The following is a 26,953-nucleotide window of genomic DNA, read 5'->3' on the forward strand; positions in this document are numbered from 1 at the left end:
CAATGAAAGCTTTAAGCCTCAATCTCTTTCGATTGCGACACTGTTTGTGAAACCGGGTCGTGTGGATATCCCGTTCAAGCAATTTTACACGCTCGAAATGAAAGACGATGGCATGTTGGTCGGCTATGGTTTGCCTTGGCAAGACAAGCTGCGCAACGTTCCTTACGTATCAAAGCTCATCACGAAAGAGTAGCTTCAAGCACTATTTACAGCCATTTACCAAAAGAATTCAGCACTAACATTTAATCAGGAAGCCCCAGAACATTTCTGGGGCCTTCCTGATTCGTCTCTTTCCCTATTAAAATCATGCTTAGATTTACTCGCTGTTGGTTGCCAACGTAAAGCGTGGCCGTTGCCTAAGCTGTTTTCTGATATCGCTCGGCGTCATGCCACTTTCTGCTTTGAATGCACGATGAAAGTTAGGGTAGGCGGAATAGCCACACTGATGTACGAGTTCGTCATTAGATATGCTTGGGATCTGCTTTAGCAAATCGATCGCATGTTGAATACTGGCTTTGCGTCGCATCTGCTTAAATGACAAACCTTGGCTAGCAAGAGCACGTTGGAGCGTTCGTTTGCTTAGCCCGAGTTGCGCAGCAATCAGCTCGATGCTTAGCTTTTCTAGGCCGACAAGATTAATCAAAAGCTTATCGACGGCTTCAATCGGCGTTTGCCAACGGCGCGAGGGTGATTGACTAAGCTCACCCATTGAAATGTAAGGAATCTCTATCGCGGTGACGTCGGCCCCAACTGTGGTGATCGTCTCCAAGGGGGCACCCATTGTATAAGGAGAAGTGTCGGTCGCGAGTAAGATGGACTTGGTATGCCAATCTTTACCAAGATAAATCTGGAAAAAACGCTGAATAAGAAGCGCTCGATATAACTCTATCTGGCTATTTAACTTTGAATTGGTTTTGCTGGAGCTGGCGTTACAGAGGTAGATTTTACCTTCTCGCTCTTCGAGCCAGAGATAGCCATGCGAACTGGCTTTAGGGTGTTCGAATAGCATCAACTGAACGAGATCAACAAGGCTATTACAGGTTTTGATTTTGGTTTCTAGGCCGGGCCATGCGGCCTCAAAATCAAACAGTTGAGCGATATCTTCTGCCCAATGAAGTTGCTTTGTCAGTTCCAAATATTCTAAAAATCGAAGAACTTGTTGAGAGGACAACCAGCTCGATGAGGAATCACCAGAGAAGATTGCAATCCCTTGTTGCGCCGAGAGAGTTTGCCAATCGAGGTTGATGCTTTCAAAGTAACGCTTAAAAGGTAAAAAGTGAGCGTTGTTGTTAATGGCGATGTTCTGCAAGCTCACTCCGATCAACAATAGACTGATTGTAAAACGTCATTATGTGATCTTCGATTGCGTATGAGAACCCTTTTGAAACATTTAGGCACGAAATGATAAAGAATCCAACAAAGCCTAAATCAGCCTGTACGAGTCAACTGGTCTTCAGAAATGATGCGAGATATAAACTTTTCTCGCCTTAACTGAAGGATCTCCTCAATTAGGGTCTCTTTGGCGTCTAACCCAAAGTGAGTGGTGTAGTTCTGAATTTTCTCTACGTCACAAGGCGCCATTTTGTATACATTGCGTTTAAGAGCACTTTTGGCCTCGCTCTTAATTAAGCCTTGCTGCTGAAGTAATGATACGATTTTCTTGTCTATTGGATTGGTCAGTTTAGCCATAACGATTAATACAACTTTCAGTTACCCTTTGGGATGAATGAACTTTTTCAATCGCGTTAGGGTTATGATTTTAATTGGTGGCTAATTTAGAGCGCTCATGTTGAAGAAAAATGTCTAATTCATTGCAGTTGTATTTCAGCAATCGTTATCAAGATATGAGATTGATTGACTGACAGCTTAAGTCAATTGCTTAAGCTGGATTGGCATTTGTTTTCAAAAGATTTCTCAGGCTGATTGTAGGGTTTAACCCTTCCAAATGAAGTTGATTTTCCTTTGTTATGTTATAACATACGAGCAACTTGATTGTTATAACATAACATTTTGTATAAGTATCATTTAAATCAACGTATTGCGGTAAATTATGAATAGCTTTCGCTTAGCACCTTTGGGTGCATTTTTTCTCTGTTTTGGGGCTTTCTCTGCCTCTGCAAATGACGAAACAGACGAGGTTATGGTTGTTACGGCAACCTCATATCAAACTCGAGCATCGGAAGCTCCTGCAAGTGTTTCAGTGATCACTGAAGAAGAACTTGCATTACTACCTTACAACAACCTCGCTGACGCTCTAGTCACCACCTCTGGTGTGAATATTGCCGATTTGGGGCAAGGACGAAAAGGAATCGAAATTCGTGGTATGGACGTATCACAAAGCCTGATTTTGGTGGATGGTAAACGAATTAGCCGTGCATCAGACATGATGGGTCACTCAAACTTTGAACTGCAGAATATCCCAGTTTCCGACATTGAACGCATTGAAGTAATAAAAGGCCCAATGTCTGCCCTTTACGGTTCAGATGCTTTGGGTGGCGTTGTTAACGTTATTACCAAACCGACGACAAACGAATGGTCTGGCAGCGTCACTGGTGGCGGCGCTATGACGGTCGATGAAGATGGTAATGCTACCAACATTGAGGCGCGCGCATCGGGCGCTTTGATTGCCGACAAGTTACTAATGAAAGTGGCGGCGGGTCAGTCTGAGCAAGATCTGATTGAAAACCGCTATGAGCCAGGTGAAACGGACATTGCGGGCAATAAAAACACCTTTGTTGACCTAGAGCTAACGGGCATTATCTCTGCCCAACAAGAGCTAGAGCTTGGTGTCAAAGTCGGTGAGAGTAAGATTGGTACGACACGGTTGATCGTAGCAATAATGTTGTTCGTAGTACGACAACGTATGACACGCTAGATTACTCTCTGGCGCATAATGGTTATTGGGCTTTTGGTGATAGCCAAGTACGCGTATACGGTACACGTGTATCTCAAACCAATGAGAAGAACATTGGCCAGCCAAATACCAATAATGATGTTGATGAAGATATCGTAGATGGTTACCTTCAGTTCTATGCCCATGACGCTCACCACATGACGGTTGGCGGACAATGGAGCGAGCAGCGCCTGAATAGTCCTGACTTGACCTCTGGCGGAGATGCCATTGATCAAACGGCTCTGTTTATTCAAGATGACATTGAACTTCGCCAAGATTTGTCACTTCTGTTAGGTCTTCGCTACGACAACCATTCTGAATTCGGCAGCCACACTTCTCCACGCGCTTACGTGGTTTATACCCCAACGCAGAACTGGACATTAAAAGGTGGTTACGGTGAAGGTTTTAAAGCGCCGACAATTAAAGAATTGGCACCGGATTACTACAACAGTGTTCCGGGCCGAAGCTTTGATATCCGCGGAAACGCAGACTTAAAACCAGAGGTAAACCAATCCTACGAAGTATCGGCTCAATATATGGCTGATCGTTGGGATACTACGTTAACTCTATTCAATAATGATGTTAAGAATCTCATTGATTTAACTTATGCCGATACCATCAATGGCCGCGAAGTTCGTGAGTACATTAATGTGGATGAAGCGAAGATCAGAGGTTTGGAATGGGCCGCAAATGTGACGCTGACAGATGCATTGTTCTTAAACATGAACCTGACGCTGCTGGACACTGAAGATAAGTCGACGGGTGAAGCACTAGAGAACAAACCCGACTCTCAAGCTTATGTTGCTTTAAATTGGCGAGCAACAGATACGGTGACAACTAAGGTTAGCATGCGCCATGTAGGTGAACAGAGCTATGAGTCTCGCGGTCAATCGTATGATTTACCGTCTTACCAAACCTACGATTTGGCTGCAAACTACAAGTTAGCGAGTTTTGATATCTCAGCGGGTGTGTCGAACTTATTCGATCTTTACCTAGAAGATGAGTCAAGCAACTTCAGCTATGCGATTCAGCCTCGTCAGGTTTACCTAAACGGCACATACAGGTTCTAACCAATGCGTATGTTAATTGCAAAAGCAGCCAAATTCATTGGCTGCTTTTTATTCTTGGTGCCATTGCAAGTTTTCGCTACGACAGTCGTGATGCTTCACACCGATTTTGTTCCACAAAGTAAAGTTGAGCGCTTAAAGCAGTACGCTGCTGAACAGGATGTGGAGTTGGTGAGCATCACACCCGCTCAGTTTAATCCGGCGCTTTTGGAAGGTGTCGATTTTCTCTTTGCCGATACGCCACGTATGCCTGACCGCCAGCGTTTGACGGATGCCATTGCAGACATTCCGACTGAACTGGAGTGGGTGATGCTTGGAGGTGGGCCACCAACGACCAGTGAGCAGTTGGATCCTCAGTCTCATCGAATGCTGATGGGCTATTTCCTTAATGGCACGGTGAATAACTACAACGCCTTTTTCCAAGCGATTGACCGTAAAGTTAAAGGACTACCGCTAAGCGATTTACCTAGTCCAGAGCAGGTGCCGAGTTACGGTATCTATCTTAATGAAGAAGCCGTCACAGACATTAACGCTTACTTAAGCGTTATGAATCATAGTGATGACAAACCCATCGTTGGGTTTGTGACGGCGCGCAATCAGATCATCAATCAAGAGTTTGAACCATTAGAGCATTTGATGAACATGGCACAGGATGCCAATGTCACCCCTGTGATTTACTATTTAGATGACGAATACGGGCTCGATTGGCCATGGCAAGAGAATAGACCGTCGATGCTAGTTAATATGACGCACTTGCAGCAGGGAGAAGAACGTAAGTTAGAGTTAGAAGCCTTGAATGTTCCAATGGTTCAGACCATTCATTACCGAGAAGGTGATATTGAGCACTGGCGAGCAAGTGATGTCGGTATTGAGCAGCGAAGCGCGTCGGTCACATTGGCAACAACCGAAACATGGGGTTTAACGGATCCACTGATTATTTCGGCTGATGTTGATGATGAGAAAGTGTTTATTCCAGAGCAAATGGACTTGTTATTTGGTCGGGCCCATTCTTATCATCGCCTAGCCACCAAAGCTGTAGAAGACAAATCCTTAGCGGTAATGTTCTGGAATGCGCCAGCGGGCGCTGAGAACATTTCAGCGTCGAACCTTAACGTACCACGAAGCATCGCGAGCATTGCCAACGGCCTGCGAAATGAGGGCTTTGCGATTCCGGAAATCAAAGAGCTAGACATGATCGCTGATGCTAAAGAGCTACTGTCTGGTTACTATCAACCCGAGACGCTACAGAGCCTGTATGACAAAGGCTATGCGGCGGCGCTGCCTCTGCGTGATTACCTAAGATGGTATCGAGGCGTGCCGACTGCCACTCGTCATTTCGTCAATGGCTGGTGGGGGCACCCGATGCGCTATGAAGGATTACTGCAAATTAATGGCGAACCTGCGTTTGTCTTCCCTATATTGAAACAAGGCAACTTGTGGTTATTGCCTCAGCCGCCTCGTTCGGGCAAAGTTGGCGATGCGATTCATGCGGTAAAAGAGCCGCCAAATCATCTGTTCTTGGCGGCCTATTTGTGGCTTCAAAAACAGCACGAAAGCAATGAATTAGACGCTTGGTGCATTTGGGGACGCACGGGTCTCAAGAATGGACGCCAGGCAAAGCTCGCGGTCTCGCAAGAGAAGATTTCCCTTATCTAACCTTGGGAGACCTACCGGTTTATTACCCATATATCCAAGACAATATCGCAGAAGCAATTCAAGCAAAACGGCGAGGGCGAGCAACTATCATCAGTCATCAAACGCCAACATTTGGCCCAGCAGGTTTATATGGCGAGTATGTTGAGCTTAATGGCTTGTTGGGGGATTACCAAAGTGCCCTGCCCGGTTCGGTGAGAGATGAGCTGCAACTGGCGCTTATTAGCAAAATAGAGCAACTGAATGTACTTGCGGACATGGGCCTTGACGTTAATTCACTTGAAAATGACTTCGATGGCGTTTTGTATCAACTTGAAGAACACATCGATCGCTTAGCTGCCTCATCAGTACCACTAGGGCTGCATGTGTTTGGTCAAGCCAAATCGGATCAAGACGTTATCTACACCATCATGCAGCAGCAAGGTGATGCCTTAATTGGCCATTTTGTCGAGCAGCCTAAAAGCTTCTGGAAACAGTTTGAAGGCAGCCTCGATACGTTAGTGGAAACCGAACCTTACCAATGGATAGAGTCTGTATTGGCGGGTGAGGGTGAAGTTGAAGCTGAACTTGTCGAGATCGCAGAAGCAGTTAAGGCATCTTATGTTTCTTTGTCTCAACCTAACGAGCTTGAAGCCTTGATTAATAGTATGAACGGCGGCTTTATCAAAGCTGGGACAGGGGGTGATCCGCTTCGTAATCCATCAACGACAAGCGGTACTAACTTGTTTGGCTTTGACCCTGCCAAGGTGCCAAGCCCTGCCGCCTACAATGCCGCCGAGCGTGAGCTTCAGAATCTACTTGATGCGCATATGGCCGACAATGGCGAATACCCGGAAAAAATCGCCTTTTCCTTGTGGGCAGGTGAAACCCAACGCCACTTCGGTATGTTAGAAGCGCAAGTATTGCGAGCATTAGGTTTACAACCAGTTTGGGATCGAGGGGGTAACTTAGTCAAACTCGACATCATTCCTGAATCTGAGCTTGGCCGAGAAAGAATTGATGTGGTGATTCAAGCAACCTCGGTCTATCGCGACCAGTTTGATGGCTTTATGTTAAAGCTAAGTGCTGCGATTGAGCAGCTTGCTCAGCTAGATGATGGCAACACCATTGCAGAAAACAGTCAGCGACTAAGTGAAGAACTTAGGGAGCTTGGTTACAACAGTGAACGAGCGAATATGCTTTCAGCGCTTCGAATCTTCAGCAATGAGCCGGGCGATTATGGAAGTGGTGTGAATGATTTGGCTATTCAGTCACAAGACTGGGAAGACGATGACGCCTTGGGTGCACAGTTCACCAATCGACTTCAGTATGCTTACGGCACTGAAGTTTGGGGTGAAAAGCTTGGTGATACCAACTTGTTTGAGTCTCAGTTGGCATCGGTTGATGCGGCGGTTATGGCAAGGACGAGTCGTCTTCATGGGCTTTTGTCTACCGATCATCCTTTTGAATATTTGGGGGATTAGCTGCGGCGGTGCGCCGAGCGTCTGGCAGCGATCCATCTTTGTATGTCAATGACTTAAGAGAATCACAAGGTCGAACGGTAACGGCAGGTAAGTTCATTGCTGAAGAGCTTAATGCTCGATACATGAATCCGGTCTGGATTACCGCGATGCAAAGCGAAGGCTATGCTGGCGCGCTTAATATGTTGGATATCACTAACAACCTATTCGGTTGGCAAGTGACGGCTCCCGATACCGTGAGCGATTATCAATGGGAAGTATTGAGTGAAGTGTACATTGATGACAAGCACGACTTGGGTATCAACGAGTGGTTTGAGCAGCATCAGCCCGCTGCACAAATGCAAATCATCGAACGTATGTTGGAAGCGGTGAGAAAAGGCTATTGGGATGCCGACGAAGAAAGGTTGAAGGCTTTGTTGGAGAGGCACGAAGAGCTAAAGCCTATGGTGGAATATCATCAAACTCATGAAGTGACCGAGCTGTTTATGGAACAAACCGCGATAGGATTTGGATTAGCAGGGAGCACAGGGCAAGCAACGAGCATACCAACGATATCGGGCAATGTTATGCAGGAAATCCCTGCTTATGAAGCCCCATCCGTGAGTGACAAACAGATGATGTTCCTCATTGCTTTGATTTTGATATGTATTGCCTCAGGCGCAATACGTCAGCACCTTATTTACCGAGATTAATATAATGAACCAGTTAGAAACTCTTATTTATCAGTTCGCGACGCTTTTTATGCAGCCCGTTATGCTTTTAGTGGTCATTACTGTTGTTTACTCTTTGTATGCATTAGGCCGTTTTGCTATGGAGCTATTGCAGCGCCAGCGAGCGAATCATGTTTCGGTTTTACACCGTTATGCCAAAGAGAAAAACATCTACCAAAGTGATCAGCTTGAACTTTGGATCATCAAGCAATTAGAGCTACTGCGAATTGTTAGCCGTTCTGGCCCTATGCTAGGTCTTGTTACAACGATGATTGCGATTGGCCCTGCGTTAGTTGCGATGGGTGAAGGTGATATCGACAAAGTCGCGCAGGAAATGATTGTTGCATTCTCCGCTTCAATTTTGGCGCTGATTGCTGCCAGTATCACGTTTAGTATTATGACGGTACGCCGTCGTTGGATGCTAGAAGATATGTGTAAGATTGAAGTGAAGGAGCAAAAATAATGCGCTTTCTTGAATCGGATGAGCTCGACGACCCAATATTATCCGTTGTAAACATGGTTGATTTGTTTGCGGTTGTGATGGCTTTTCTTATGATTTTGAATGTGACAGGTAGCCAGCTACCTGATAACTCGGTTTTGATTGAAAATCCGGGTGAAGAAAACATGAAAATCACCATCAAAGATGGAGAAACGCTGACGCGCTATGAAACATCTGATGAGATTGGCGAAGGAACCGGCAGTCTCGCGGGGCAAACCTATATGCTTGACGATGGACGACTGATATACGTTCCAGCAGACAACTAATTGAAACAATACTCTCAAGAGGCTTAACGTAGTGTTATGCCTCTTTTTTTGTGACAGGTTATAGGGTAAGCGTGTTACATAACAAGGCTCTAGAGTGAATAAGCGTTGAGTTTTCAACTTGGTATGAGTGCGTCAACCGCAATGTGCGGGCGTATTGTTTGACTACCACCAAAGGATAGTGTGCATTCTTTTGCAAGGGCCAGTTTTCTAACCTACTTTCTATAAAGGCTAGGGGAAAAAGGTAGGCTTTGGACATGAATGGAGTATTGTCTCAGTTATCGGTGACCAAACGTTTGGTTGCCATATTAGCGACGTTTCTAATTACAATTACGCTCATCGCAACAGATATCATCATTACATTAGAAAAAAACAAGCAAGACAGTACGGTTATCAATGTGGCAGGTAGGCAGCGAATGCTGACTAAGAAGTTCGCCAGTGAGGTAATGCTAGATATATATGAAGGGCATAAATCCGCTCAAATCAGGTAGTGGCACCTTTTCTGATTTACCAATGAAACAGCCGATTACTCTGATCAAAAGCACCGCCACCGAGTTTCTCTCTCAACTCAACGTGGTCGAAGGGCTGTGGAATGAACAAAAGGCTATGGCATTTTCGCTGATTAATCACGGTGACACCAAGCCATCGGAAGAGGAAGTCGATGCCTTCATGCTTGCTAATCAAAAAACGCTCGGAGCTATGCATAAAGCGGTGTTGAGTTACAACAAATACGCTGACGCTAACGTTACAGGATTAAAGCGGGATGTCTTAGCCATTTCGGGTGTGGGTATTCTTGCCGCTATTGTTCTTTCTCTCCTTATTGGCCGGAGTATTACTACCCCTATTAACTCATTGGTTGACGTAAGCCGGGCAACACGCAAAGGTGACTTGGAAGATAAAGTTCATATCGACACGTTAGTGAACCGAAGTGAGCTTGGTTTACTGGCTCAGAACATACAATCGATGCGTCATGCGTTATCGTCGGTAGTTAAAGGGTTGCGAACCAGTGCAGACAACATAGGTAGTTTATCTTCTCGCGTTGAAAACCTAGCTCAGCAGGTAAATAGCAGCTATGAAGAGGAGAAACAGAAATACGCGGAGATATCCGAAATTTCCGACAGCTTGGTGATGTCTTTTGAAAAAGTCTCGGACGTAATTTCACAAACGATAGAATCCGCTAATCAAAGTCAAGACAGCGCGAAGCAAGGTTTGTCATCGGTTGGGGCAAACATTAAAGCGGTAGAAACCGCATCGGTTGAATCCAACAAAGTGTCTGAAAATATTGAACAACTGAGCTCGGTGGCGGAAAAAGTATATAGCATCATTGACGTGATTCAGTCTATTGCGGAACAAACTAACCTGCTAGCACTCAATGCGGCGATCGAGGCCGCGCGAGCTGGTGAGCAAGGGCGTGGCTTTGCTGTGGTAGCCGATGAGGTCAGGGTGCTCGCGAGTAAAACTAACGACTCGACTGAAGAAATTAGCAGTTTGTTGAATGATCTGACCGAAACGAGTGAAAGTGGCGGTGGACTCCGTTGAGCAGTTGCAAACTGAGGTAGAGAACAGTAAACAGTGCAGCATTGATACCGAAAATAACATCAATATTATCAGCCAATCCATTGAGCTGACCGTTGAGCAGCAAAATGAAATTGGGGCTTTGATAGAGGAGCAATCGCGTAAAATTCAAGACTTAAAAGTGGCTCAAAACTTCTTAACCAATCTACTTGAAAACACGAACAAGAAGATCGTAGACAGCTCCCAAATTGCCGTGGACATGAGTGATATGGCGAAAGGTATTACGTTAACGTTAGACGAATTCTCTGTGTCAACTCGAGGTATGTAGGCCTGCTTCCTCTCATTGCCATTGTCGGACATGAACACCTTCTCACAAGGGGCTTAACCTGACGTTAAGTCCGTTTCTTTTGTTTCTCTATCAGTTTGGCTTTATTCTGTTCTTTTATACTTAAGACTTTGTGCCACCTTGAAAATTGGCTGTCTAGTCCTCAGTTATATGTAACAAATAGGTAAGTTCGCGGGTGAGAAAGGAGAGCTGAAGCACGATATGGACGCAATGGACTCGGAAATTGACAAAAAACGCTCATTGATTAACGGCACACTCGCAATGATGCCATTGAGTTTGGCCGTCATTCCGTGGGGATTTCTGGCAGGATCCTTTGCGATAGATTCTGGCTTAAGTATCCTAGAAGGTCAGGCGATGAGTGCGGTGCTTTTTGCTGGTGCGGCTCAGCTTGTCGCCATGGGAATGATCAAAGCGGGCGCAAGCATCATGACCATGGTGATCACCATATTCTTCATTACCTCTAGGCACTTTCTTTACAGCCTCTCTATGCGAAGTCATATCTCTGGATTACCACTGCGTTGGCGTGTAACGCTGGGCTTTCTACTCACTGATGAACTGTTTGCATTGTGTGGACACCATAAACCCGAAAATTTTGACCGCTGGTATGCGTTGGGAGCGGGTTTTTCGTTTTATCTGATATGGAACTTAGCCACGTTTGTTGGCATTGCGGTTGGCGCGCAGATCCCTGATTTACAACAGTACGGATTAGAGTTTGCGGTTGCCGCGACCTTTATTGCGATCGTGGTACCCAACATTAAGTCTTGGCCGGTATTGTTAGCGGCGCTTTCGGCACTTGTCTCTTCAGTCGTATTCGCTTATCTAGGTGTTGAAAGTGGTTTGGTTATTTCGAGCTTGATTGGTATGACGGTTGGTTATGTATCTGAAGGGTGGATAAAGTCATGATCTTTGCTCTGATTGTTCTACTCACTTCTATTGTGTTTGCAAGCCGCTACTTGTTCCTCGATCCGAAAGTGCCATTGAGGTTAAGTAGTGGTGCTCAACGTTTTTTGAGCTATGCAAGCCCAGCCGTACTCACCGCTATATGGGGACCTATTGTCTTCATGCCACATGGCGATCTTCTATTTGAAGATAATTTGCCTTACTTAATCGGCGCGGTATTTGCGATTGTGTTAGCTCGCATTACTAACAACGTGCTTTTGACTACGATAGCCAGTATTGTTTTGTTTCTCTTGATAAAGTTATACGTTTTCTAGAATAGATAAGCGTCACTCGCCATGTATAAAGGTTTGAAATCTCCATCCGCAGGGCACACTATTAAGTCGGTTTTTTCGCGCCAAACATCACTGCTTGTTTTTTGGGTAACCAAAGTTCTACATGGCGCATCGTCAAACTAAATAGCGGGCTTTGGATGTAATGATTGAGCCAGCGTTGGATTCCCACGTACTGGCTCTGACGAAACCAAGCTCGCTCAACTCGGGTAAACTTCCTAATGAGAGTGACAAGGGCAATATCCAACAGTTGCTCCCGTTCTCCGCAAAGAAAAGGACTATCTTTTAGCCTGCTTTCCAAAGGTGCGAGTATCGATTCGCATCGTAAGCGGGTCTCAATGAGCGAATCTTCATGATAACGCTTCGCTTGCTTGTACGAATCCAACGCTGGAACAAACTCAGATTCAAATCGAACAATCCTATCGATCATCTCAGGCAGATGCTGCTTCAATGGTAACAGCCGGTGTGGATCATTTTGCGCCAAAGCCCACAGCATGATGTCTAAACTTTCTTCAATCACCATAGGCTGCTCTTTGAGACGTTGAGGTAGTACTAAAACGGGCACGGTTCCTTTGGGTGAAGCATCCAGCATTTCAGTGGGTTTATTGCTGAGCTTAATCGCTCTTAATTCGACTTGAATATCTGCTTTGATCACGGCCATACGGGCTCTCATCGCGTATGGGCAATGCTGCAACGAATAAAGCACGGGAAGTGTGGGAGAGTGGATAGGGCCACCTTTTTTGATATGAGCTGAGTATCAAGAGTATAACCAATGAACTCGGTTTTCTTAAATCACTCAAATTTATAGTTGTGTCGTTAAATGGCAATCTACTACCAAGGGGTTGAGCTATTATTTCCTCGTCAGCGAATAAGAGCACTTTCTAAAGAGGAAATGTAATATGAGTAAACAAGCGCCAATCTACGGTTTTAACACTAACCAACGTCTGTTTGTGGGATACACACTTGCGATTTTGGTGGACCTAGTGGTTCTAAACTTATTCAACGAATATTGGACGTTTGTTAGCTTTTCTTCCTTCTCGGTATCACTGGCTGCGGCGGTATTAATGCAAGTGCTACTAAAAGCTTCAATTAAGGCAGAGCATAAAATTGCGGCTTACTTTATGGCGAAAGAAGGCGTTTGGCCTAAAGTGATGCGAGGCGTATCAAGCTACATCATCCTAGTAGGTTCAAAGTTCCTGATTTTGGAAGTTTTGAATATTGTGTTTGGTAACAACATTCAATTCACTGGCCCTTGGAATGGCGTGATTGCCTTCATCGCTGTGGTGTTCGCAATCCTACTGGCCGAAAAGATTGTGGCAAAGATTTACTTTAGCCTTAACGATTCTGAATTGCATACTGAGCAAGTGGCTTAATTAGATAATACGTTCTGGCCATAGCAGTATAAGCATATCGCGGTATAAGAAAGTCGCAGCATAAGAAAAGGCCGAAGCTTAAAGCTTCGGTCTTAATGTTTTATCCAGCTAACTTTCACTTTAGTAGTCTGGCTCTTTTACTTCACCGCTTTCAATTAAGTTTCCGATATTGTCGTACTCTTTCCAACGAGTAATACCTTCTTGATGGTCTGTAGCCGTTAGGTAGATGACAATACCATCGGTGTTGTAGTCTCTCTGCTCTTCATAAATGAGGTTTGCAAAACATGCGGTCTCACAGTCTTCCGGCGCAGGCTGGAGGCGTACCAACTTTTCATGATTCTTGATTCCTTCGTAGTAGGAGATGCTCAGCTCTTCATTGTCGGCTAAATAATGGTGTTCCGACACGATGTATCCGTCAACGTCGTAATGCAGGCTTTTGAGTAAAACGCCAGATTTATAATGGTGTTGTGCGTAGAGCTTGCCGCTCTCACGGAAGTTTTGGTGGAGGCCGTTAGGAAGGCCTTGTTGATACAGTCCTTCGAATTTGAGTTTAAGCTCTTCGTAGTAGCGGGTACTGAGGCCGTTACGTAAACCATGTTGATAGAAAGTGAGCTCAAGTAAATCGTTTGCATTGTTGAAGCGTTTGTATTGGCCATGCTTGACGACCTTTTTTTCCTCTTCGAGAATGTACCCTTGGTAGGTTTCATAACCTTCATCGCCTAATTCGACCTCATACCAATTCTGCGCAAACGCATTGGTGGAGATGAGCAAGAGGCAGATAAGAGAAATGCGGGTAAAAATCATGATTTCCTTATCCTCTTTTATTGAAATAGATGACGCACTAGTCGGTGTAAGAGCTCTTCTGTTCTGCCAATTATTCTCAGCTAACCCCTTCAAAAGTTTTAACTTATGAGTGATCTTAAACTGGGTTTGTTGGTTACTTGTATTAATAATGTTAGCTCAAGATGAGTATTGATGACCTGTAGAGTGGAGAAATGAGTAATGTCTCTCAATTCTCCGCAACATGTTGGAACAAAAGTAAGCTTATCAGCGCAATGACGTCGCTATTAGGTGAGCGGGTGAATGGGTGAATGAGTGAGAGGGGTTAGAAATCATGGACAAATGTTGGTTTACCCCTAGAAATGAATCGAGTGAAGAAGGAGTGATATTGCCAACCGAGCTTGAGTAAACGCTTAGCCAGTGATTTGTTTTCAATAAGCGCCACTTCGACGCTCGGTAGTGATAAGGGTGGCTTTCTATGTACTCGAGAAAGGCTGTTAGTACGCCTTGCCCGCGTATGGAAGGTGAGAGCCGGACATTGACGATACTAAAGCGCTGGCTACCCATGGGGCAACGCACATAGCAAAAGCCATGTTGATTCTGAATGGTGGCTGAAAACTCAGGGAAAGGTCGCTGATGATGGCATTTTGAAAGCTTATCGTATTCGCGACAAAGGAGATTGAGGAGCTGTTTAGCGTTTTGATTCATAGTGTCATCACTTTTTAGTTAAGCTAAAAGGCAAGTGAGACTCTCTATTTTAATCATGTTTACCATGAAAAATACGGTAAACTTTGCTCCTCAGTTTTTCCGGATTAATGCATCCAGCTCCCTTAGTTTAAGATGACAAAATGAGAAACCAGCTCGCTCTGTCGGCTCGAAAGTTGGTTAAGTGATTCGCTGTTTCGTGCCGATTCATCAACCTCTTCAGCAATGCGTGTGGCTTTGTCTGAGATGTACGTGATTTTACTCACCACATCCTTCACCACTTCACTTTGTTTTTCTGATTCGTTTGCGATTGAGCGACTCATTTGTTTGATAGTGGATAGCCTTGCAACCATGTTTTCAAGTGCATGATTACTCTCATTACTGTGGCTAACGGATACGGCTGCTTGCTCTAAATTGTTTTCTACAAGTGTAACCGCAAAAGCAGCTTTAGATTGAAGGCTATCGATCATACTGCCGATGTCATTAGCAGAGTTTTGGGTGTGGGTGGCAAGAGAACGAACTTCGTCGGCCACAACGGCAAAGCCGCGACCTTGTTCGCCCGCTCTTGCGGCTTCAATGGCGGCATTAAGTGCCAGCAAATTGGTTTGCTCAGAAATAGATTGTATTACTGTGAGAATTTCACCGATTTGGCGTGATTCATCGGACAACTGATGGATAACTTCGGTTGCTTCGGCTAGAGAAGTTTGCAACTGATGACCAAACTCCAGATTTTGGTGCATCGACTTCATGTTGCCATGCGCGAGATCGTTGATTTTCTTGACCTCATCTCTGGTTTCCGTTGCGGAGATAGTGACAGTGTCGATCGCCTGCTTCATCTCATTCACGGCTTGTTCAATGGCGGTTGTTTGCTTTTGCTGTTTAGCGACATCAATGTTGGTTTTATTGCTTAAAATATGACTTTCATTTGCGACATCACTCAGTGTGGTTGCAGATTGTTGTACTTGCGAAATAATCTCGCTCAATTGTTTGGCTAGGCTGTTGATGTTTTCTGCGATCGTCCCTAGCTCCGAGCGAATGCCTGTATCGATTCGAAAGGTCAGATCGCCATTGGTCATTTTGTCGAGAGCTTTCACGATGCCGGCGAGTGGTCTTTTTATCGAATAGACGATAGTCCATGCAACGAGTACAGCAATTAGCGTACAAGCTAAGGCGAGCGAACCATTGAGTAGGAGCGCGTTTTCTGAAGTCGTTTTGGCATTGCTTGCCGCATCACTCACGAGTAACTGAATTTGTTCAGTGATGGCATCAAACTCATTGATAACGGCATTCATGTCATAAGCTATCTGACTAAGTAATTGATTGCTTTGAGCCGTCAATCGAATGTACGTCAAATGCTGTTGGAGCAAACCTTCAGGCTGTTCGATGGCTCTGATCAACTGGCCTTGATAGAAGTCGATACTTGGTTTGCTCTCTGGCATGGTTTTCGGTAGTCGTTTTGCCTTGCTTTTAAAACGCTCGATATGGGCAATCAGCTCTTGTCGAGCCACTTCCGCATCTTGCATGTTTTCCATTGCGTAAGTCTTTTGAAGATAACGATCTGCCCCTTTTCCCTGTGCAACAATGTAGTTGAGATTACGATTGTTTGTGCGTTGATTGTTGGCCTTAGCTTTATGGGCTAAATCTGATATGTCTTGCTCGAAGAAGCGCCATTTCTTATCGAACTCATTAAGCTCTTTGGAGGTGGCTTGACGGGCGCTCATCTGCTGATTCTTCACATCAATATGAAGTAGGGCGTTAGCAAAGATATCTTGGGCCTTGGCGTCTAGCTCATTCACGCTTGCTTGCAGGTTTGGATACGCATTCAAGTCACTGATGAAGCGTTCTCGATTATTCAAGTATTCCTGTTGGGCAAGGTTGAACTCTTGTTCGAGTTGTATGCGCAACTGCTTATCCGCAGTACTCGCATGCACGAGCAGGGCGCGATTAAGGTTCTGTAGGTTCTGGCCCAGATGGTTTGCTCGCGCGAGCAAGCTGGTCATTTTGACTGAAGTCGTATCGAATTGCTCCGCCATATCAGACTGGCTAATATATGCGGTGGTACTTAGTGCAATCACAAAAATAATGACAGTCACAAATCCTAAAACGATTCGTTGGATAATTGATAGGTACATCGTCGCCTCACTGCGTATTTACTGCGAGCAGATAAAACTGCTCTAAATATATCCGTTCAAAAAATCAATCACCCGAAAGCATAGTGATGCTTTATTTCATACCTAAGAAAGATCCAGGTAGTAACGTTAACTTTATATGACATATCGATAGCTCTTATATATTCATGCAGGGATAAAGTCGAAGTTCTCTAAAGGTTAATTGCTCTATAATGCTGTTTTATATGGATTTAATGGGCATAGTCTAATTGAGGCTTATGTAAATACGACGAAGAATAAATATTGCAGGGGTGTAATTAATACATAATTTTTATGAAATGCATTTGTAATATATGTTTGTTTGAATTGATAGTGTTCGGGTATATCCAGAGCATATTAATACGACACCTTAATGACTATTGGTGTTTAACATCCATATATTCATGTATCAACTTGGAGGTTGATGTGAAAATTAAAGCCCTAATTGCTTCTACAGCAGTTGCACTAACAATGGCTACTGGCGGTGTTGCAAACGCTGCTTCACGCGACTATATCAGCATCGTTGGATCTTCCACTGTATTCCCATTCGCGACAGTTGTGGCTGAGCGATTTGGCCGTACGACTTCTTTCTCTGTACCTAAAATTGAGTCAACTGGCTCAGGCGGTGGCTTAAAGCTATTCTGTGCAGGTATTGGTGAGAACACGCCAGACATCACAAACGCTTCACGTAAGATCAAAGCATCTGAAATCGAGCTATGTGCGAAGAACGGTGTAAAAGACATCGTAGAAATCAAAATCGGCTTTGATGGTATCGTGCTAGCGAACTCAAACAAAGCTGAGCAATTTGAGCTATCTCTTCAAGATGTTTACAAAGGCGTGGCGAAAATGGTTCCAGACGCAAATGGTAACCTAGTTGAGAACCCATATAAAACTTGGAAAGAAGTGAATCCAGCGCTTCCAAACATCAAGATTGAGGTTCTAGGTCCACCACCAACTTCGGGTACTCGTGATGCTTTTGCAGAGCTTGCTCTTGAAGGTGGTTGTAAGACTTTCCCTCAAATCAAAGCACTTAAGAAAACAGACAAGAAGAAGTACAAAGCGGTTTGTCGCTCAGTTCGTGAAGACGGTGGTTACATCGAAGCGGGCGAGAACGACAACCTAATCGTACAGAAATTGGCTGCAAACCCTAACGCACTAGGCGTATTCGGTTACTCATTCCTAGAAGAGAACGCAGACAAAGTTCAAGCATCTCTTATCGAAGGTGTAGAGCCAACGTTTGATGCAATCGGTACGGGTGAATACCCTGTATCACGCTCTCTGTACTTCTACGTGAAAGAAGACCACAAAGACACAATCCCAGGTCTTAAAGAATACGTTGCAGCATTTACCTCTGAGCAAGCAATTGGTGACGAAGGCTACCTTGCAGACCGCGGTCTAATCCCGCTTTCAGCAAGGGATTGGAAAATTGTTCGTACTGCCGGTACTGAACTAACACCAAACCTATAATATTTGCTGTCCTCACGGGGTGCTCGGATGGGTACCCCGTTGTTAGTTTAGAGGCCCTATGAATTCTTTGCTTTTGATTTTGTTGCTTGGCATTTCGTCCATGGCCTATGTCATGACAAAAAGCCGCTCAAAGCAGTTGGCTACTGCAAACGGAGGATTGCGATACCTCCATTCGAGACCTGCCTATTACGCAACGCTCGCAGCAATTTTAGCTGCCATCCCAGCCCTGATTGTTCTGGCTGCTTGGAGCGTGTTTTATCCGTCAATTGTTGAATCGATGGTCATGGCAAATTTGCCAGCCCATGTGCTTGAGCAAGGTACTGACTCTTCGCTGCTTTATAGCCAAATTAAACACGTTGCCGACGGTATCACGGCAACCGATAAAGGTTGGTTGATTGACGCATCATATCACTACATCGATGTGGTTGAATCGGGTAACAATCTGCGCTTTGCGGCGTTAATCGTTTTATCTTTAACCGGCCTAGCGATTGGTTTGAAACTGGTGAGGCCAAAGGTAAAAGCGCGTGTACATGTGGAACGAACCATTCATGTCTTTTTGATCATCTGCTCGGTGATTGCGATTTTAACCACGCTCGGCATTGTGCTTTCTGTGCTGTTTGAAGCCATTCGCTTTTTCAACATAGTCCCTGTGACGGATTTTATTTTCGGTCTTGAGTGGTCACCGCAAGTAGCCCTTCGCGCGGATCAACAAGGTGCAAGTGGTGCATTCGGTTTTATCCCGTTGCTGACAGGTACATTGATGATCTCAACCATAGCAATGCTGATTGCTGCACCTGTGGGTTTAATGAGCGCGATTTACTTGGCAGAGTACGCAACCCCAAAATTTAGAAACATCACAAAGCCTATTCTAGAGGTGCTAGCTGGTATTCCAACGGTTGTGTATGGCTTCTTCGCGGCTTTGGTTGTTGCGCCAATGATTCGAGATATCGCCCATGCGATTGGTTTTACCTCTGCTTCATCAGAAAGCGCATTAGCGGCAGGTTTGATTATGGGGATTATGATCATTCCATTTGTCTCTTCACTCTCTGATGATGTGATTACTGCCGTGCCTCAATCGCTTCGCGACGGCTCACTGAGTTTAGGTGCGACCGAATCTGAAACGATCCGAAACGTCGTTCTTCCTGCCGCGTTACCTGGCATTGTAGGTGGTTTGCTGCTCGCTGTATCGCGTGCAATTGGTGAGACGATGATCGTGGTAATGGCGGCAGGGTTATCGGCAAATCTGACGGCCAACCCACTCGAATCTGTCACCACTATTACGGTTCAAATTGTCACGCTATTAGTCGGTGACCAAGAATTTGATAGCCCGAAAACCCTCGCAGCATTTGCACTGGGCCTGTCTCTGTTTGTTGTGACGCTGGTGTTGAACTTCGTCGCTTTACGAATCGTTAAGAAATATCGAGAGCAGTATGACTAGTATTCTCAATGAAATATCAAAGACTAAGAAGGCAAAGGTGAAAGCCAGCTTAGCAAAACGAAAGTCCAAAGAAGGGCGATTCCGTCTTTACGGGATTGTATCGATAAGCGCGGCCATTCTGTTTCTTGTCATCCTTATTGGCTCCATTACGTCACAAGGCTATACCGCTTTCTATACGACAGAAATAAGGCTTCAAGTCAGCCTCGACGAGGAAACGTTAGGTTTACTCAGTAGCAAGCCGAGTAAGGAAGAGCTCTTTAGTGCCAATTACATGAAGGCGCTTAGGAATGCGTTAAAGCATGAAATTGAAATTAGCACGCGCAAGGAACGAAAAGCCCTGAACGCATTCATTTCAAGAGGCGCCGAATATAACTTGCGAGATATGGTGGTAGAAAACCCGTCGTTGGTGGGCGGTAAGATCACCTATTGGGCATTAGCGGGTGACCTGTTTAACCAATACAACAAGGGCAACGTTGACGAGTCAATTCCAGAAGACTCTCGTAAGTTTAAAGACAATCAAATTGCTTGGTTCAAACAGCTAGAAAGTGAAAGCAAGGTTCGTACTGTATTTAACAAGAACTTCTTCACCAATGGTGATAGCCGTGATGCAGAGCTTGCGGGTATTTGGGGCGCAATGGTGGGTTCTTTTTATACCTTGCTCGTCTGTTTTTGTATTAGCTTTCCTATCGGTGTGGCCGCAGCGACCTATTTAGAGGAGTTTGCGCCGAAGAACAAGATTACCGATATGATTGAAATCAATATCAACAATCTGGCAGCTGTACCTTCGATTGTCTTTGGTCTACTTGGTTTGGCGATCTTTCTCAATGTGGCCGAACTACCAAGATCGGCACCTGTTGTCGGCGGTTTAGTGCTCTCATTGATGACACTGCCCACCATCATCATCTCGAGCCGAGCGGCAATTAAAGCGGTGCCTCACTCCATCAAGGATGCTGCGCTTGGGGTAGGGGCGTCAAAAATGCAGGCGGTGACACATCACGTACTGCCTTTGGCAATGCCGGGAATGTTAACGGGCACCATCATTGGCATGGCGCAGGCGTTAGGTGAAACCGCACCGCTTATCATGATTGGTATGGTGGCGTTTATTGTCGATATTCCAGAAGGCCCGTTTGATGCTGCAAGTGCTTTGCCCGTCCAAATCTACTTATGGGCAGAGAACCCAGAGAAAGGATTCGCCGAGAACACATCAGGTGCCATCATGGTATTGCTGTTGTTCCTCGCTTTTATGAACTCTTGCGCGGTCATGCTGCGTAAACGCTTAGAACGTCGTTGGTAGGGATTGTTACAAATGACAGAAAATATTTCGAATTTCGTTACTCAGCCTCAACTAGTGGCTCAAACCGAACGCTCAGTCCATCATCGCCACGACGAATCTCGTGAAACGGTGGGAGTACAGTTTATTGAAGATGCTCGCATGTCGGCACGCAATGTAGATGTATTCTATAACTTTGGCGAGAAGCAAGCGATTAAAAACGTCAGCTTGGATATCGGCGAGCGAGAAGTGCTTTCAATGATTGGCCCATCGGGTTGTGGTAAGTCGACATTTTTACGCTGCTTAAACCGCATGAATGATACTGTCGATGGTTGCATGATCAATGGGTCAATTACCTTAGACAGTGAAGACATCTACAGCAAAGAGCAAGAAATTGTAGAGTTGCGATCGCAAGTCGGCATGGTGTTTCAACGCCCAAATCCATTTCCAAAATCGGTGTACGACAATATCTCCTACGGCCCTAGACTGCATGGCTTGGTGGATACTAAAGCCGATATGGATCTGGTTGTGGAAGAGTCGCTGACTAAAGCCGGCTTGTGGGATGAAGTAAAAGATCGCCTTCATCACCCTGCGACGGGTTTATCAGGTGGGCAACAACAGAGACTCTGCATTGCGCGAACTATAGCGATTAGTCCGGAAGTGATTTTGATGGATGAACCTTGCTCTGCACTCGACCCAATTGCCACAGAAGTTATCGAAGAGTTGATTCACGACTTAAAGAAGCAGTTCAGCATCGTGATTGTGACACACTCGATGCAACAGGCGCTTCGTGTTTCCGATCGCACTGCATACTTTCATCTTGGTGATTTGATTGAGATTAATAAAACTCAAGAAGTGTTTCATAATCCTCAACATCGCTTAACCAGAGACTATATCAGTGGGCGCTTTGGATAACGAAACCAAGTTTCATAGAGCCTCGAGTTCTCGCAGCACTTGCAATGGCTCAAAGCGAATGAAGGTTATTGTCATCGGTGACGGTGATAATAACCTTGCCGAGCTTGCCAGCCATGAGATAGATATTAAGTGCAATAGCTATTTTGATATTAGCTATTATTCAGCGCCGAATCCTTTTGTAAATAAAAGTCGCTTGAAGCAAGTCAATAATCAGCTGGCTGTAAAGGAGAACAGTATATTAGAACATCACTACGATATTCTTATTGCTGTAGGGCTCGACGCTATTCAGCGTCTCCCCAAATTACCAAGCTACGACAAAATACTATTTTGGGATATTACGGATTCTCAGGATGAGCAGGAAGCGTTGAGCGAAAATGTTAATTTCTTTTTATCGCGTTACTTCTACGGTTGATGCTTAAGTTGTTAGGGCACTCACTGGGTCAATTTGTCAGTGGCGGTTAAACGGAGTGATCAACATTGAGAAGAGAATGTCCCTATTCTTGTTTCAGTTTTCGTCTTTTCAGATTTTGGTAAGTTAGTTTCTTCAAAAATCTAGGCCGTGTTCGAGCCCATCCAATCAAGGATCAAGAGATAGTAAAGAGAATGGCAACGGTGATGAGGGCAACCAAACTGATGCGTTCTAAAAGTCCGAATACCGGTTGCTCGGTGCTTTGGGTGTTTCTCATAAATAACCTCTTACTTTCTTAAAATGTCGTGTATTTGTGTTGGTAAATTGTGCTCATTAAGTGTGCGCATGTCTAAATATTAGTCCTTTAACACCTTAATTTTCAAGAAGAAAAACTCATAAAATTATGACATTAATATGACAGTTATGAAGTTTACTTAAATTAACGGTTAGATAAATTAAATTACTGTCTAAAAATTAGAATGTTAGATTTTCAAAATATAGGAAGGAATACCTTGATGAATTGAGGATTTACTTCAGTTTAGAGTCCTGTTCTTTGGAGATATATCTGATTGTGTGCAAATGGCCTGCAGTAAATGGATGTTCACTATCTACAGGCCAGAGTTGAATTTAAATATAAGTAGTTTTGAGGCTTCTAAAGCAAGCGCTAAAGTGGGTTACTCACCTCGTCCACCAAATAAAGAATCGACTGATACGAAATACCACTGTGGTGCGAAAGGCCAATTTCACAGGTTCGGCTATTACTAAAGCCACGTGTACAGCCTTCAGGTACTTGGTCTTTAAGTGGTTCAACAGCCGCAGCATTGAGTTCGGGCGTGGTAAAACCCTTATCCCCAGCCCAACCGCAGCAGGAAATATGCTCAGGTACGACAACATTGCTTGAGCATTGCTCGGCAAGCTTGAGCATGGTGTTTTCCAACCCCATCTTTCTAGAGCTGCAGGTTACGTGCAGCATAACCGTCTCGTCGGTTGGCGTAATATCTAAATGTGGCATTAGATATTTGCCCGCAAAACCAGTAGGTTCGAGAATTTCGAGTGGCTTGGTGAAGTTTTCGATACTGCGTTTGGCACATGGGCTGGTATCCATAAGGATTGGGTATTCTCCTTCATAGCTTGCTTCCCACAACGACAGCTCGAGTTGCGCCGCTTTTTGCGTGGCAATGTCGGTCATCCCTTTACTGTCGTAGGGCATGCCACAGCATTGATCGTGAATACCATTTGGTATGATCACTTCGTAACCCGCTTTTTTAATGAGTGACATTGTCACCTCAGTAAGGCTTCTCTGATCTTTCGCATCAGACTGCTGGCCCATGGTGCGAGAAGCACAAGAGGGGACATAAACAACTTTTTTGTCTGATTTCACTAAGGTCTCTAGCGACTCTTCAAGTTTGTGGCTATTGGATTGTGGGGTTTCTGGTAGCCAAATTGGTGTCTTGTTATTGGCAAGTTTGCGGAACCCATTAGTAAGTTTGGATACGCTTTTTTCGCCCACGACTTTAACGGCTATCTGGTTTGCCTTAAGTGAAGCACGAGTCAATGTCGTGGTGGTAGCAAAGTGATCCGCTGTCCACTTCGCGATGGGTGTGAACTTTTGATACTTTGCCGTGCGAAGTTGCTTGACTAAGTCACCAGTATTGATGCCAACAGGGCAGCGATCAGCGCAAAGCCCCGTTGCTGCACAGGTATCCAGCCCTTGGTATTCGAAGGTTTTCTCTAACTCTGTCGCATCGACATTTTCACCAGCTGCTCGGCGGCGTTGTAGCTCACGATAGAGCACAATACGTTGTCTAGGAGATAAGGTAAGTGTACGAGATGGACAAACCGGTTCGCAGAATCCGCACTCGATACAACGGTCGATAATGTCATCTGCGGCAGGCATGGGTTTTAGGTTTTCAATGTGGGAGTGAGGGTTATCGTTAATGATCACACCCGGATTGAGCAAGCCTTCTGGGTCGAAGAGTCGCTTAATCTGTTGCATCAAAGCGTAGCCATCTTTACCCCATTCGAGTTCAACGTATGGAGCCATGTTACGGCCTGTGCCGTGTTCTGCCTTTAACGAACCTTGATATTTCACCGCGACTAAGTCGCGACGTCATCCATGAATCCGCCATAGCGATCAATTTCTTGTTGTGAGTCAAACCCTTGAGTGAAGACAAAATGCAGATTGCCTTCAAGGGCGTGGCCAAAGATGATCGCTTCGTTGTACTGATATTTGTCGAACAGCGTTTGCAGATCTCGCACTCCATTGGCGAGACTCTCAACCGGAAACGCGACATCCTCGATAATCACTGTTGTTCCGACTTCGCGAACCGCGCCAACGGCAGGGAACATCCCTTTACGAATTCCCCACAGCGTTGCGACCATTTTTGCGTCAGTCGTGAAGGGCACCGATTCAATGATTGAATAGTCGCCGAGTGAGCCCAAAATGCTCGAACATTGGTTATCGAGTTCATCCTGCGAGCTTGCATGAGTTTCAACCAGCAGGGCGGCTGCCTCAATATCAAGGCCAGTCATGAACTCGGGCATACCAGGTTTGTCGGAAACGGATTTGAGTGCGCGACCATCCATCAACTCGACTGCGGCTACCGGAGTTTTTGCTAGAGTCGCAACTGCGCGGCTGGCTTCTTCAATATCAGCAAATACGAGTAGGGAAGAGGCTTTGAATTCGTGTTCTACCACTGTGTTGTAGGTGATTTCGGCAATAAAGCCCAGTGTGCCTTCAGAGCCAATGAGCAGGTGCTCCAATACGTCGATGGGATCAGTAAAGTCAACCAACGCATTCAAAGCGTAACCCGTGGTGTTTTTTAGGCGATATTTGTGACGAATACGATGCGTCAGCTCTGTGTTTTGCTGAGTTTGACCTACCAAATCTAATAGACCCTGATAGATATCTGAACGTTTCTCTTTAAAGGCTTCAACACTTTGCGGCTCGGCAGTATTAAGCAGGGTTCCGTCGGCAAACACGACTTTGATACTGTCTACCGTGCGATAAGAGTTTTGCGCTGTACCGCAGCACATTCCACTCGCATTGTTGGCCGCGATACCACCAATTTTACAGGTGTTGATAGACGCAGGATCAGGCCCGATTTTTCGCTGAAAAGGCGCGAGGTATCGGTTTGCATCAGCGCCGATTACACCGGGCTGAAGAATGATTTTGTCGCCATTCTCAATGATTTCATGACCGCGCCAGTCGTCGGTTAGTGTGATGAGCACGGAGTCCGAGACGGCTTGGCCAGACAAGCTTGTTCCCGCCGCGCGGAAAGTGAAATGAACGCCGAGTGTTCGGCAGCTCTGAATTGCGTAGATGACTTCGTCTAAACTCTTAAGGCGTAAAACGATTTGCGGCACCAAGCGATAAAAACTCGCATCGGTGCCGTAGGCCAAGCGCTTTGCTTCTTGAGTAACAATTCGCTGTGGATCAATGTGTAGGGCGAGCAGAGTTTCGAGCTGCTCATAAGTGGCCTTTGGTATTGTGTTTGCCATCATTGCTTCCTTATAATGAAAAGCTTCTTGGGAGGAACAAAGCTTATTCTGACTCTCGGGCTTATAATTGTTGCTCATTGCTATTTGTGTTTGTTGCCCGTTTATAAACGGTGCCACAACATGATGTGAAAAGCCGTGACACCGATTTGATTCGATACCTTAATTAGATAATCTGTTTAGATATTTACGAGCGAATCGCGATTCAAATCTTGAATCGATTTGGCGCCGGTTAATGTCATGGCAACGCGCATCTCTTTCTCATGGAGGTCTAACAGGTTTTCAACACCGGCTTGACCTTGCGCAGCAAGAGCGTAGATGTAGGAACGGCCTAGCATGGCACAGTCAGCGCCTAGGGCGAGCATTCGCACCACATCAAGCCCAGTGCGGATACCTGAGTCGACCAAGATCTTCATGTCGCCTTTTACTGCGTCTGCGATGGCAGGTAAAGCTTTGGCCGAAGACATAACGCCATCAAGTTGGCGACCGCCATGGTTTGAAACCACAATGCCGTCGGCACCGAACTTCACCGCATCTTTTGCGTCTTCTACATCAAGAATCCCTTTGATGATCATCGGGCCATCCCAGAAATCACGAATCCATTCAAGATCTTTCCAACTGATTGAAGGATCGAAGTTTTCGCCTAACCAACCGATGTAGTCTTCTAACTTGGTTGGCTCACCTCGGTAAGTAGAGATGTTGCCAAGATCATGAGGTTTACCAAATAGGCCAACGTCAAACGCCCATTGTGGGTGACGCATCGCTTGGAAAACACGTCTTGCTGCAGCGTTAGGGCCGCTCATGCCAGAGTGCATGTCACGATAACGGGCGCCGGGAACGGGCATATCGACAGTAAACACTAAGGTAGTCACACCTGCAGCTTTAGCTCGCTCTAACACATTCTTCATGAACCCACGGTCTTTCAAAACGTAGAGCTGGAACCACATTGGACGATGAATGGCAGGTGCTACTTCTTCAATTGGGCAAACCGACACGGTAGACATGGTAAAAGGAATGCCTTTGTTTTCAGCCGCTTTGGCCGCTTGAACTTCACCGCGCCTTGCATACATACCCGTCAAGCCAACAGGGATAGGGCAATTGGCATTGACAGCTTTTCTCCGAAGATTTCAGTATCTAGGCGGAGTTCAGACATGTCATTAAGAACGCGTTGTTTTAGCGCGATTTCGGCGAGATCTTCCGTATTGCGTCTCAACGTATGCTCACCGTAAGAGCCGCCATCAATGTAATGGAATAGAAAAGGTGGGAGCTTGGACTTCGCCGCTTTGCGGTAATCGGTTGAGGCAGAGATAATCATA

General features: G+C 45.3%; 21 protein-coding genes and 5 pseudogenes. 18 read left to right on the forward strand and 8 right to left on the reverse strand.

Going from position 1 to position 26,953, the window contains the following annotated elements; genetic code table 11:
• Window positions 1-193, forward strand: a pseudogene (locus UA76_RS03055) (hypoxanthine phosphoribosyltransferase); the annotation flags it as partial.
• Between the two features lie 123 nt (window positions 194-316).
• Here UA76_RS03055 and UA76_RS03060 read toward each other — a convergent pair.
• A complete protein-coding gene (locus UA76_RS03060; RefSeq protein WP_047042910.1) occupies window positions 317-1,309 on the reverse strand; it encodes a helix-turn-helix domain-containing protein in 993 nt (330 codons plus the stop codon).
• Between the two features lie 119 nt (window positions 1,310-1,428).
• Complete coding sequence (locus UA76_RS03065) at window positions 1,429-1,689, reverse strand: hypothetical protein (protein ID WP_047042913.1); 261 nt, start codon at window positions 1,687-1,689, stop codon at window positions 1,429-1,431.
• 361 nt (window positions 1,690-2,050) lie between these two features.
• Between UA76_RS03065 and UA76_RS22840 the strand changes: the two genes are divergently transcribed.
• The 11 genes and pseudogenes from UA76_RS22840 to UA76_RS03115 all read left to right on the forward strand — a co-directional run bounded on the left by UA76_RS22840 (window position 2,051) and on the right by UA76_RS03115 (window position 11,620).
• Window positions 2,051-2,875 carry a TonB-dependent receptor plug domain-containing protein gene (locus UA76_RS22840; protein ID WP_075202532.1) on the forward strand — a complete coding sequence of 275 codons (825 nt, stop codon included), beginning with the start codon at window positions 2,051-2,053 and terminating at the stop codon, window positions 2,873-2,875.
• An 8-nt stretch (window positions 2,876-2,883) separates the two neighbouring features.
• Complete coding sequence (locus UA76_RS03075; protein ID WP_238322162.1) at window positions 2,884-3,963, forward strand: TonB-dependent receptor domain-containing protein; 1,080 nt, start codon at window positions 2,884-2,886, stop codon at window positions 3,961-3,963.
• A gap of 3 nt (window positions 3,964-3,966) precedes the next feature.
• Window positions 3,967-5,616 (forward strand): cobaltochelatase subunit CobN, encoded by a 1,650-nt coding sequence (locus tag UA76_RS25120; protein WP_052771928.1) that lies wholly within the window; start codon window positions 3,967-3,969, stop codon window positions 5,614-5,616.
• Window positions 5,535-7,765, forward strand: a pseudogene (locus UA76_RS25125) (cobaltochelatase subunit CobN). Before UA76_RS25120 ends, UA76_RS25125 begins: the two are co-directional and overlap by 82 nt.
• 4 nt (window positions 7,766-7,769) lie before the next feature.
• On the forward strand, window positions 7,770-8,246 hold the full coding sequence (locus UA76_RS03085) for a MotA/TolQ/ExbB proton channel family protein (RefSeq protein ID WP_047042916.1): 477 nt from the start codon (window positions 7,770-7,772) through the stop codon (window positions 8,244-8,246).
• Window positions 8,246-8,548 (forward strand): DUF2149 domain-containing protein, encoded by a 303-nt coding sequence (locus tag UA76_RS03090; RefSeq protein WP_047042918.1) that lies wholly within the window; start codon window positions 8,246-8,248, stop codon window positions 8,546-8,548. The genes UA76_RS03085 and UA76_RS03090 overlap by 1 nt, the downstream gene beginning before the upstream one ends.
• A gap of 254 nt (window positions 8,549-8,802) precedes the next feature.
• Window positions 8,803-9,036, forward strand: coding sequence for a type IV pili methyl-accepting chemotaxis transducer N-terminal domain-containing protein (locus UA76_RS03095; RefSeq protein ID WP_047042921.1), 234 nt, complete (start codon window positions 8,803-8,805; stop codon window positions 9,034-9,036).
• A gap of 22 nt (window positions 9,037-9,058) precedes the next feature.
• Complete coding sequence (locus UA76_RS03100; protein WP_047042924.1) at window positions 9,059-10,084, forward strand: methyl-accepting chemotaxis protein; 1,026 nt, start codon at window positions 9,059-9,061, stop codon at window positions 10,082-10,084.
• Complete coding sequence (locus tag UA76_RS03105; RefSeq protein WP_047042926.1) at window positions 10,065-10,388, forward strand: hypothetical protein; 324 nt, start codon at window positions 10,065-10,067, stop codon at window positions 10,386-10,388. The genes UA76_RS03100 and UA76_RS03105 overlap by 20 nt, the downstream gene beginning before the upstream one ends.
• Window positions 10,389-10,595: 207 nt before the next feature.
• Window positions 10,596-11,309, forward strand: coding sequence for an AzlC family ABC transporter permease (locus UA76_RS03110; RefSeq protein WP_420340890.1), 714 nt, complete (start codon window positions 10,596-10,598; stop codon window positions 11,307-11,309).
• On the forward strand, window positions 11,306-11,620 hold the full coding sequence (locus UA76_RS03115) for an AzlD domain-containing protein (protein ID WP_047042931.1): 315 nt from the start codon (window positions 11,306-11,308) through the stop codon (window positions 11,618-11,620). The genes UA76_RS03110 and UA76_RS03115 overlap by 4 nt, the downstream gene beginning before the upstream one ends.
• 61 nt (window positions 11,621-11,681) lie before the next feature.
• Here the strand turns inward: UA76_RS03115 and UA76_RS03120 are convergent, their stop codons facing one another.
• On the reverse strand, window positions 11,682-12,362 hold the full coding sequence (locus UA76_RS03120) for a glutathione S-transferase N-terminal domain-containing protein (RefSeq protein ID WP_075202534.1): 681 nt from the start codon (window positions 12,360-12,362) through the stop codon (window positions 11,682-11,684).
• Window positions 12,363-12,534: 172 nt separating this feature from the next.
• On the opposite strand from UA76_RS03120, the gene UA76_RS03125 reads away from it, so the two are divergent.
• Complete coding sequence (locus UA76_RS03125; RefSeq protein ID WP_047042936.1) at window positions 12,535-13,008, forward strand: hypothetical protein; 474 nt, start codon at window positions 12,535-12,537, stop codon at window positions 13,006-13,008.
• 120 nt (window positions 13,009-13,128) lie between these two features.
• On the opposite strand, the gene UA76_RS03130 is transcribed toward UA76_RS03125, so the two are convergent.
• The 3 genes and pseudogenes from UA76_RS03130 to UA76_RS03135 all read right to left on the reverse strand — a co-directional run bounded on the left by UA76_RS03130 (window position 13,129) and on the right by UA76_RS03135 (window position 16,625).
• A complete protein-coding gene (locus UA76_RS03130) occupies window positions 13,129-13,812 on the reverse strand; it encodes a toxin-antitoxin system YwqK family antitoxin (protein ID WP_047042938.1) in 684 nt (227 codons plus the stop codon).
• Window positions 13,813-14,113: 301 nt separating this feature from the next.
• Window positions 14,114-14,496 (reverse strand): annotated as a pseudogene (locus UA76_RS22845) (hypothetical protein).
• Window positions 14,497-14,618: 122 nt separating this feature from the next.
• The gene (locus UA76_RS03135) at window positions 14,619-16,625 is read right to left on the reverse strand and encodes a methyl-accepting chemotaxis protein (RefSeq protein WP_047042941.1); all 2,007 of its coding nucleotides are present in this window, start codon (window positions 16,623-16,625) and stop codon (window positions 14,619-14,621) included.
• Between the two features lie 441 nt (window positions 16,626-17,066).
• On the opposite strand from UA76_RS03135, the gene UA76_RS03140 reads away from it, so the two are divergent.
• The 5 genes from UA76_RS03140 (at window position 17,067) to UA76_RS03160 (ending at window position 22,142) form a co-directional block, all read left to right on the forward strand.
• Window positions 17,067-18,107 carry a substrate-binding domain-containing protein gene (locus UA76_RS03140; protein WP_047042943.1) on the forward strand — a complete coding sequence of 347 codons (1,041 nt, stop codon included), beginning with the start codon at window positions 17,067-17,069 and terminating at the stop codon, window positions 18,105-18,107.
• Between the two features lie 58 nt (window positions 18,108-18,165).
• Entirely contained in the window at window positions 18,166-19,545 is a 1,380-nt protein-coding gene (gene pstC, locus UA76_RS03145; RefSeq protein WP_047042946.1) for a phosphate ABC transporter permease subunit PstC, read from the forward strand.
• Window positions 19,538-20,839 carry a phosphate ABC transporter permease PstA gene (pstA, locus tag UA76_RS03150; RefSeq protein WP_047042949.1) on the forward strand — a complete coding sequence of 434 codons (1,302 nt, stop codon included), beginning with the start codon at window positions 19,538-19,540 and terminating at the stop codon, window positions 20,837-20,839. Before pstC ends, pstA begins: the two co-directional genes overlap by 8 nt.
• Window positions 20,840-20,962: 123 nt before the next feature.
• The gene (pstB, locus tag UA76_RS03155; protein WP_420340891.1) at window positions 20,963-21,730 is read left to right on the forward strand and encodes a phosphate ABC transporter ATP-binding protein PstB; all 768 of its coding nucleotides are present in this window, start codon (window positions 20,963-20,965) and stop codon (window positions 21,728-21,730) included.
• Between the two features lie 58 nt (window positions 21,731-21,788).
• On the forward strand, window positions 21,789-22,142 hold the full coding sequence (locus UA76_RS03160; RefSeq protein WP_047042951.1) for a hypothetical protein: 354 nt from the start codon (window positions 21,789-21,791) through the stop codon (window positions 22,140-22,142).
• 661 nt (window positions 22,143-22,803) lie between these two features.
• On the opposite strand, the pseudogene UA76_RS03165 reads toward UA76_RS03160, so the two are convergent.
• Window positions 22,804-25,643, reverse strand: a pseudogene (locus UA76_RS03165) (FAD-binding and (Fe-S)-binding domain-containing protein).
• Window positions 25,644-25,816: 173 nt separating this feature from the next.
• Window positions 25,817-26,952, reverse strand: a pseudogene (lldD, locus tag UA76_RS03170) (FMN-dependent L-lactate dehydrogenase LldD).
• Between the last annotated feature and the right edge of the window lies 1 nt (window position 26,953).

It is taken from the genome of Vibrio mexicanus, assembly GCF_001012815.1.
Lineage (GTDB): Bacteria > Pseudomonadota > Gammaproteobacteria > Enterobacterales > Vibrionaceae > Vibrio > Vibrio mexicanus.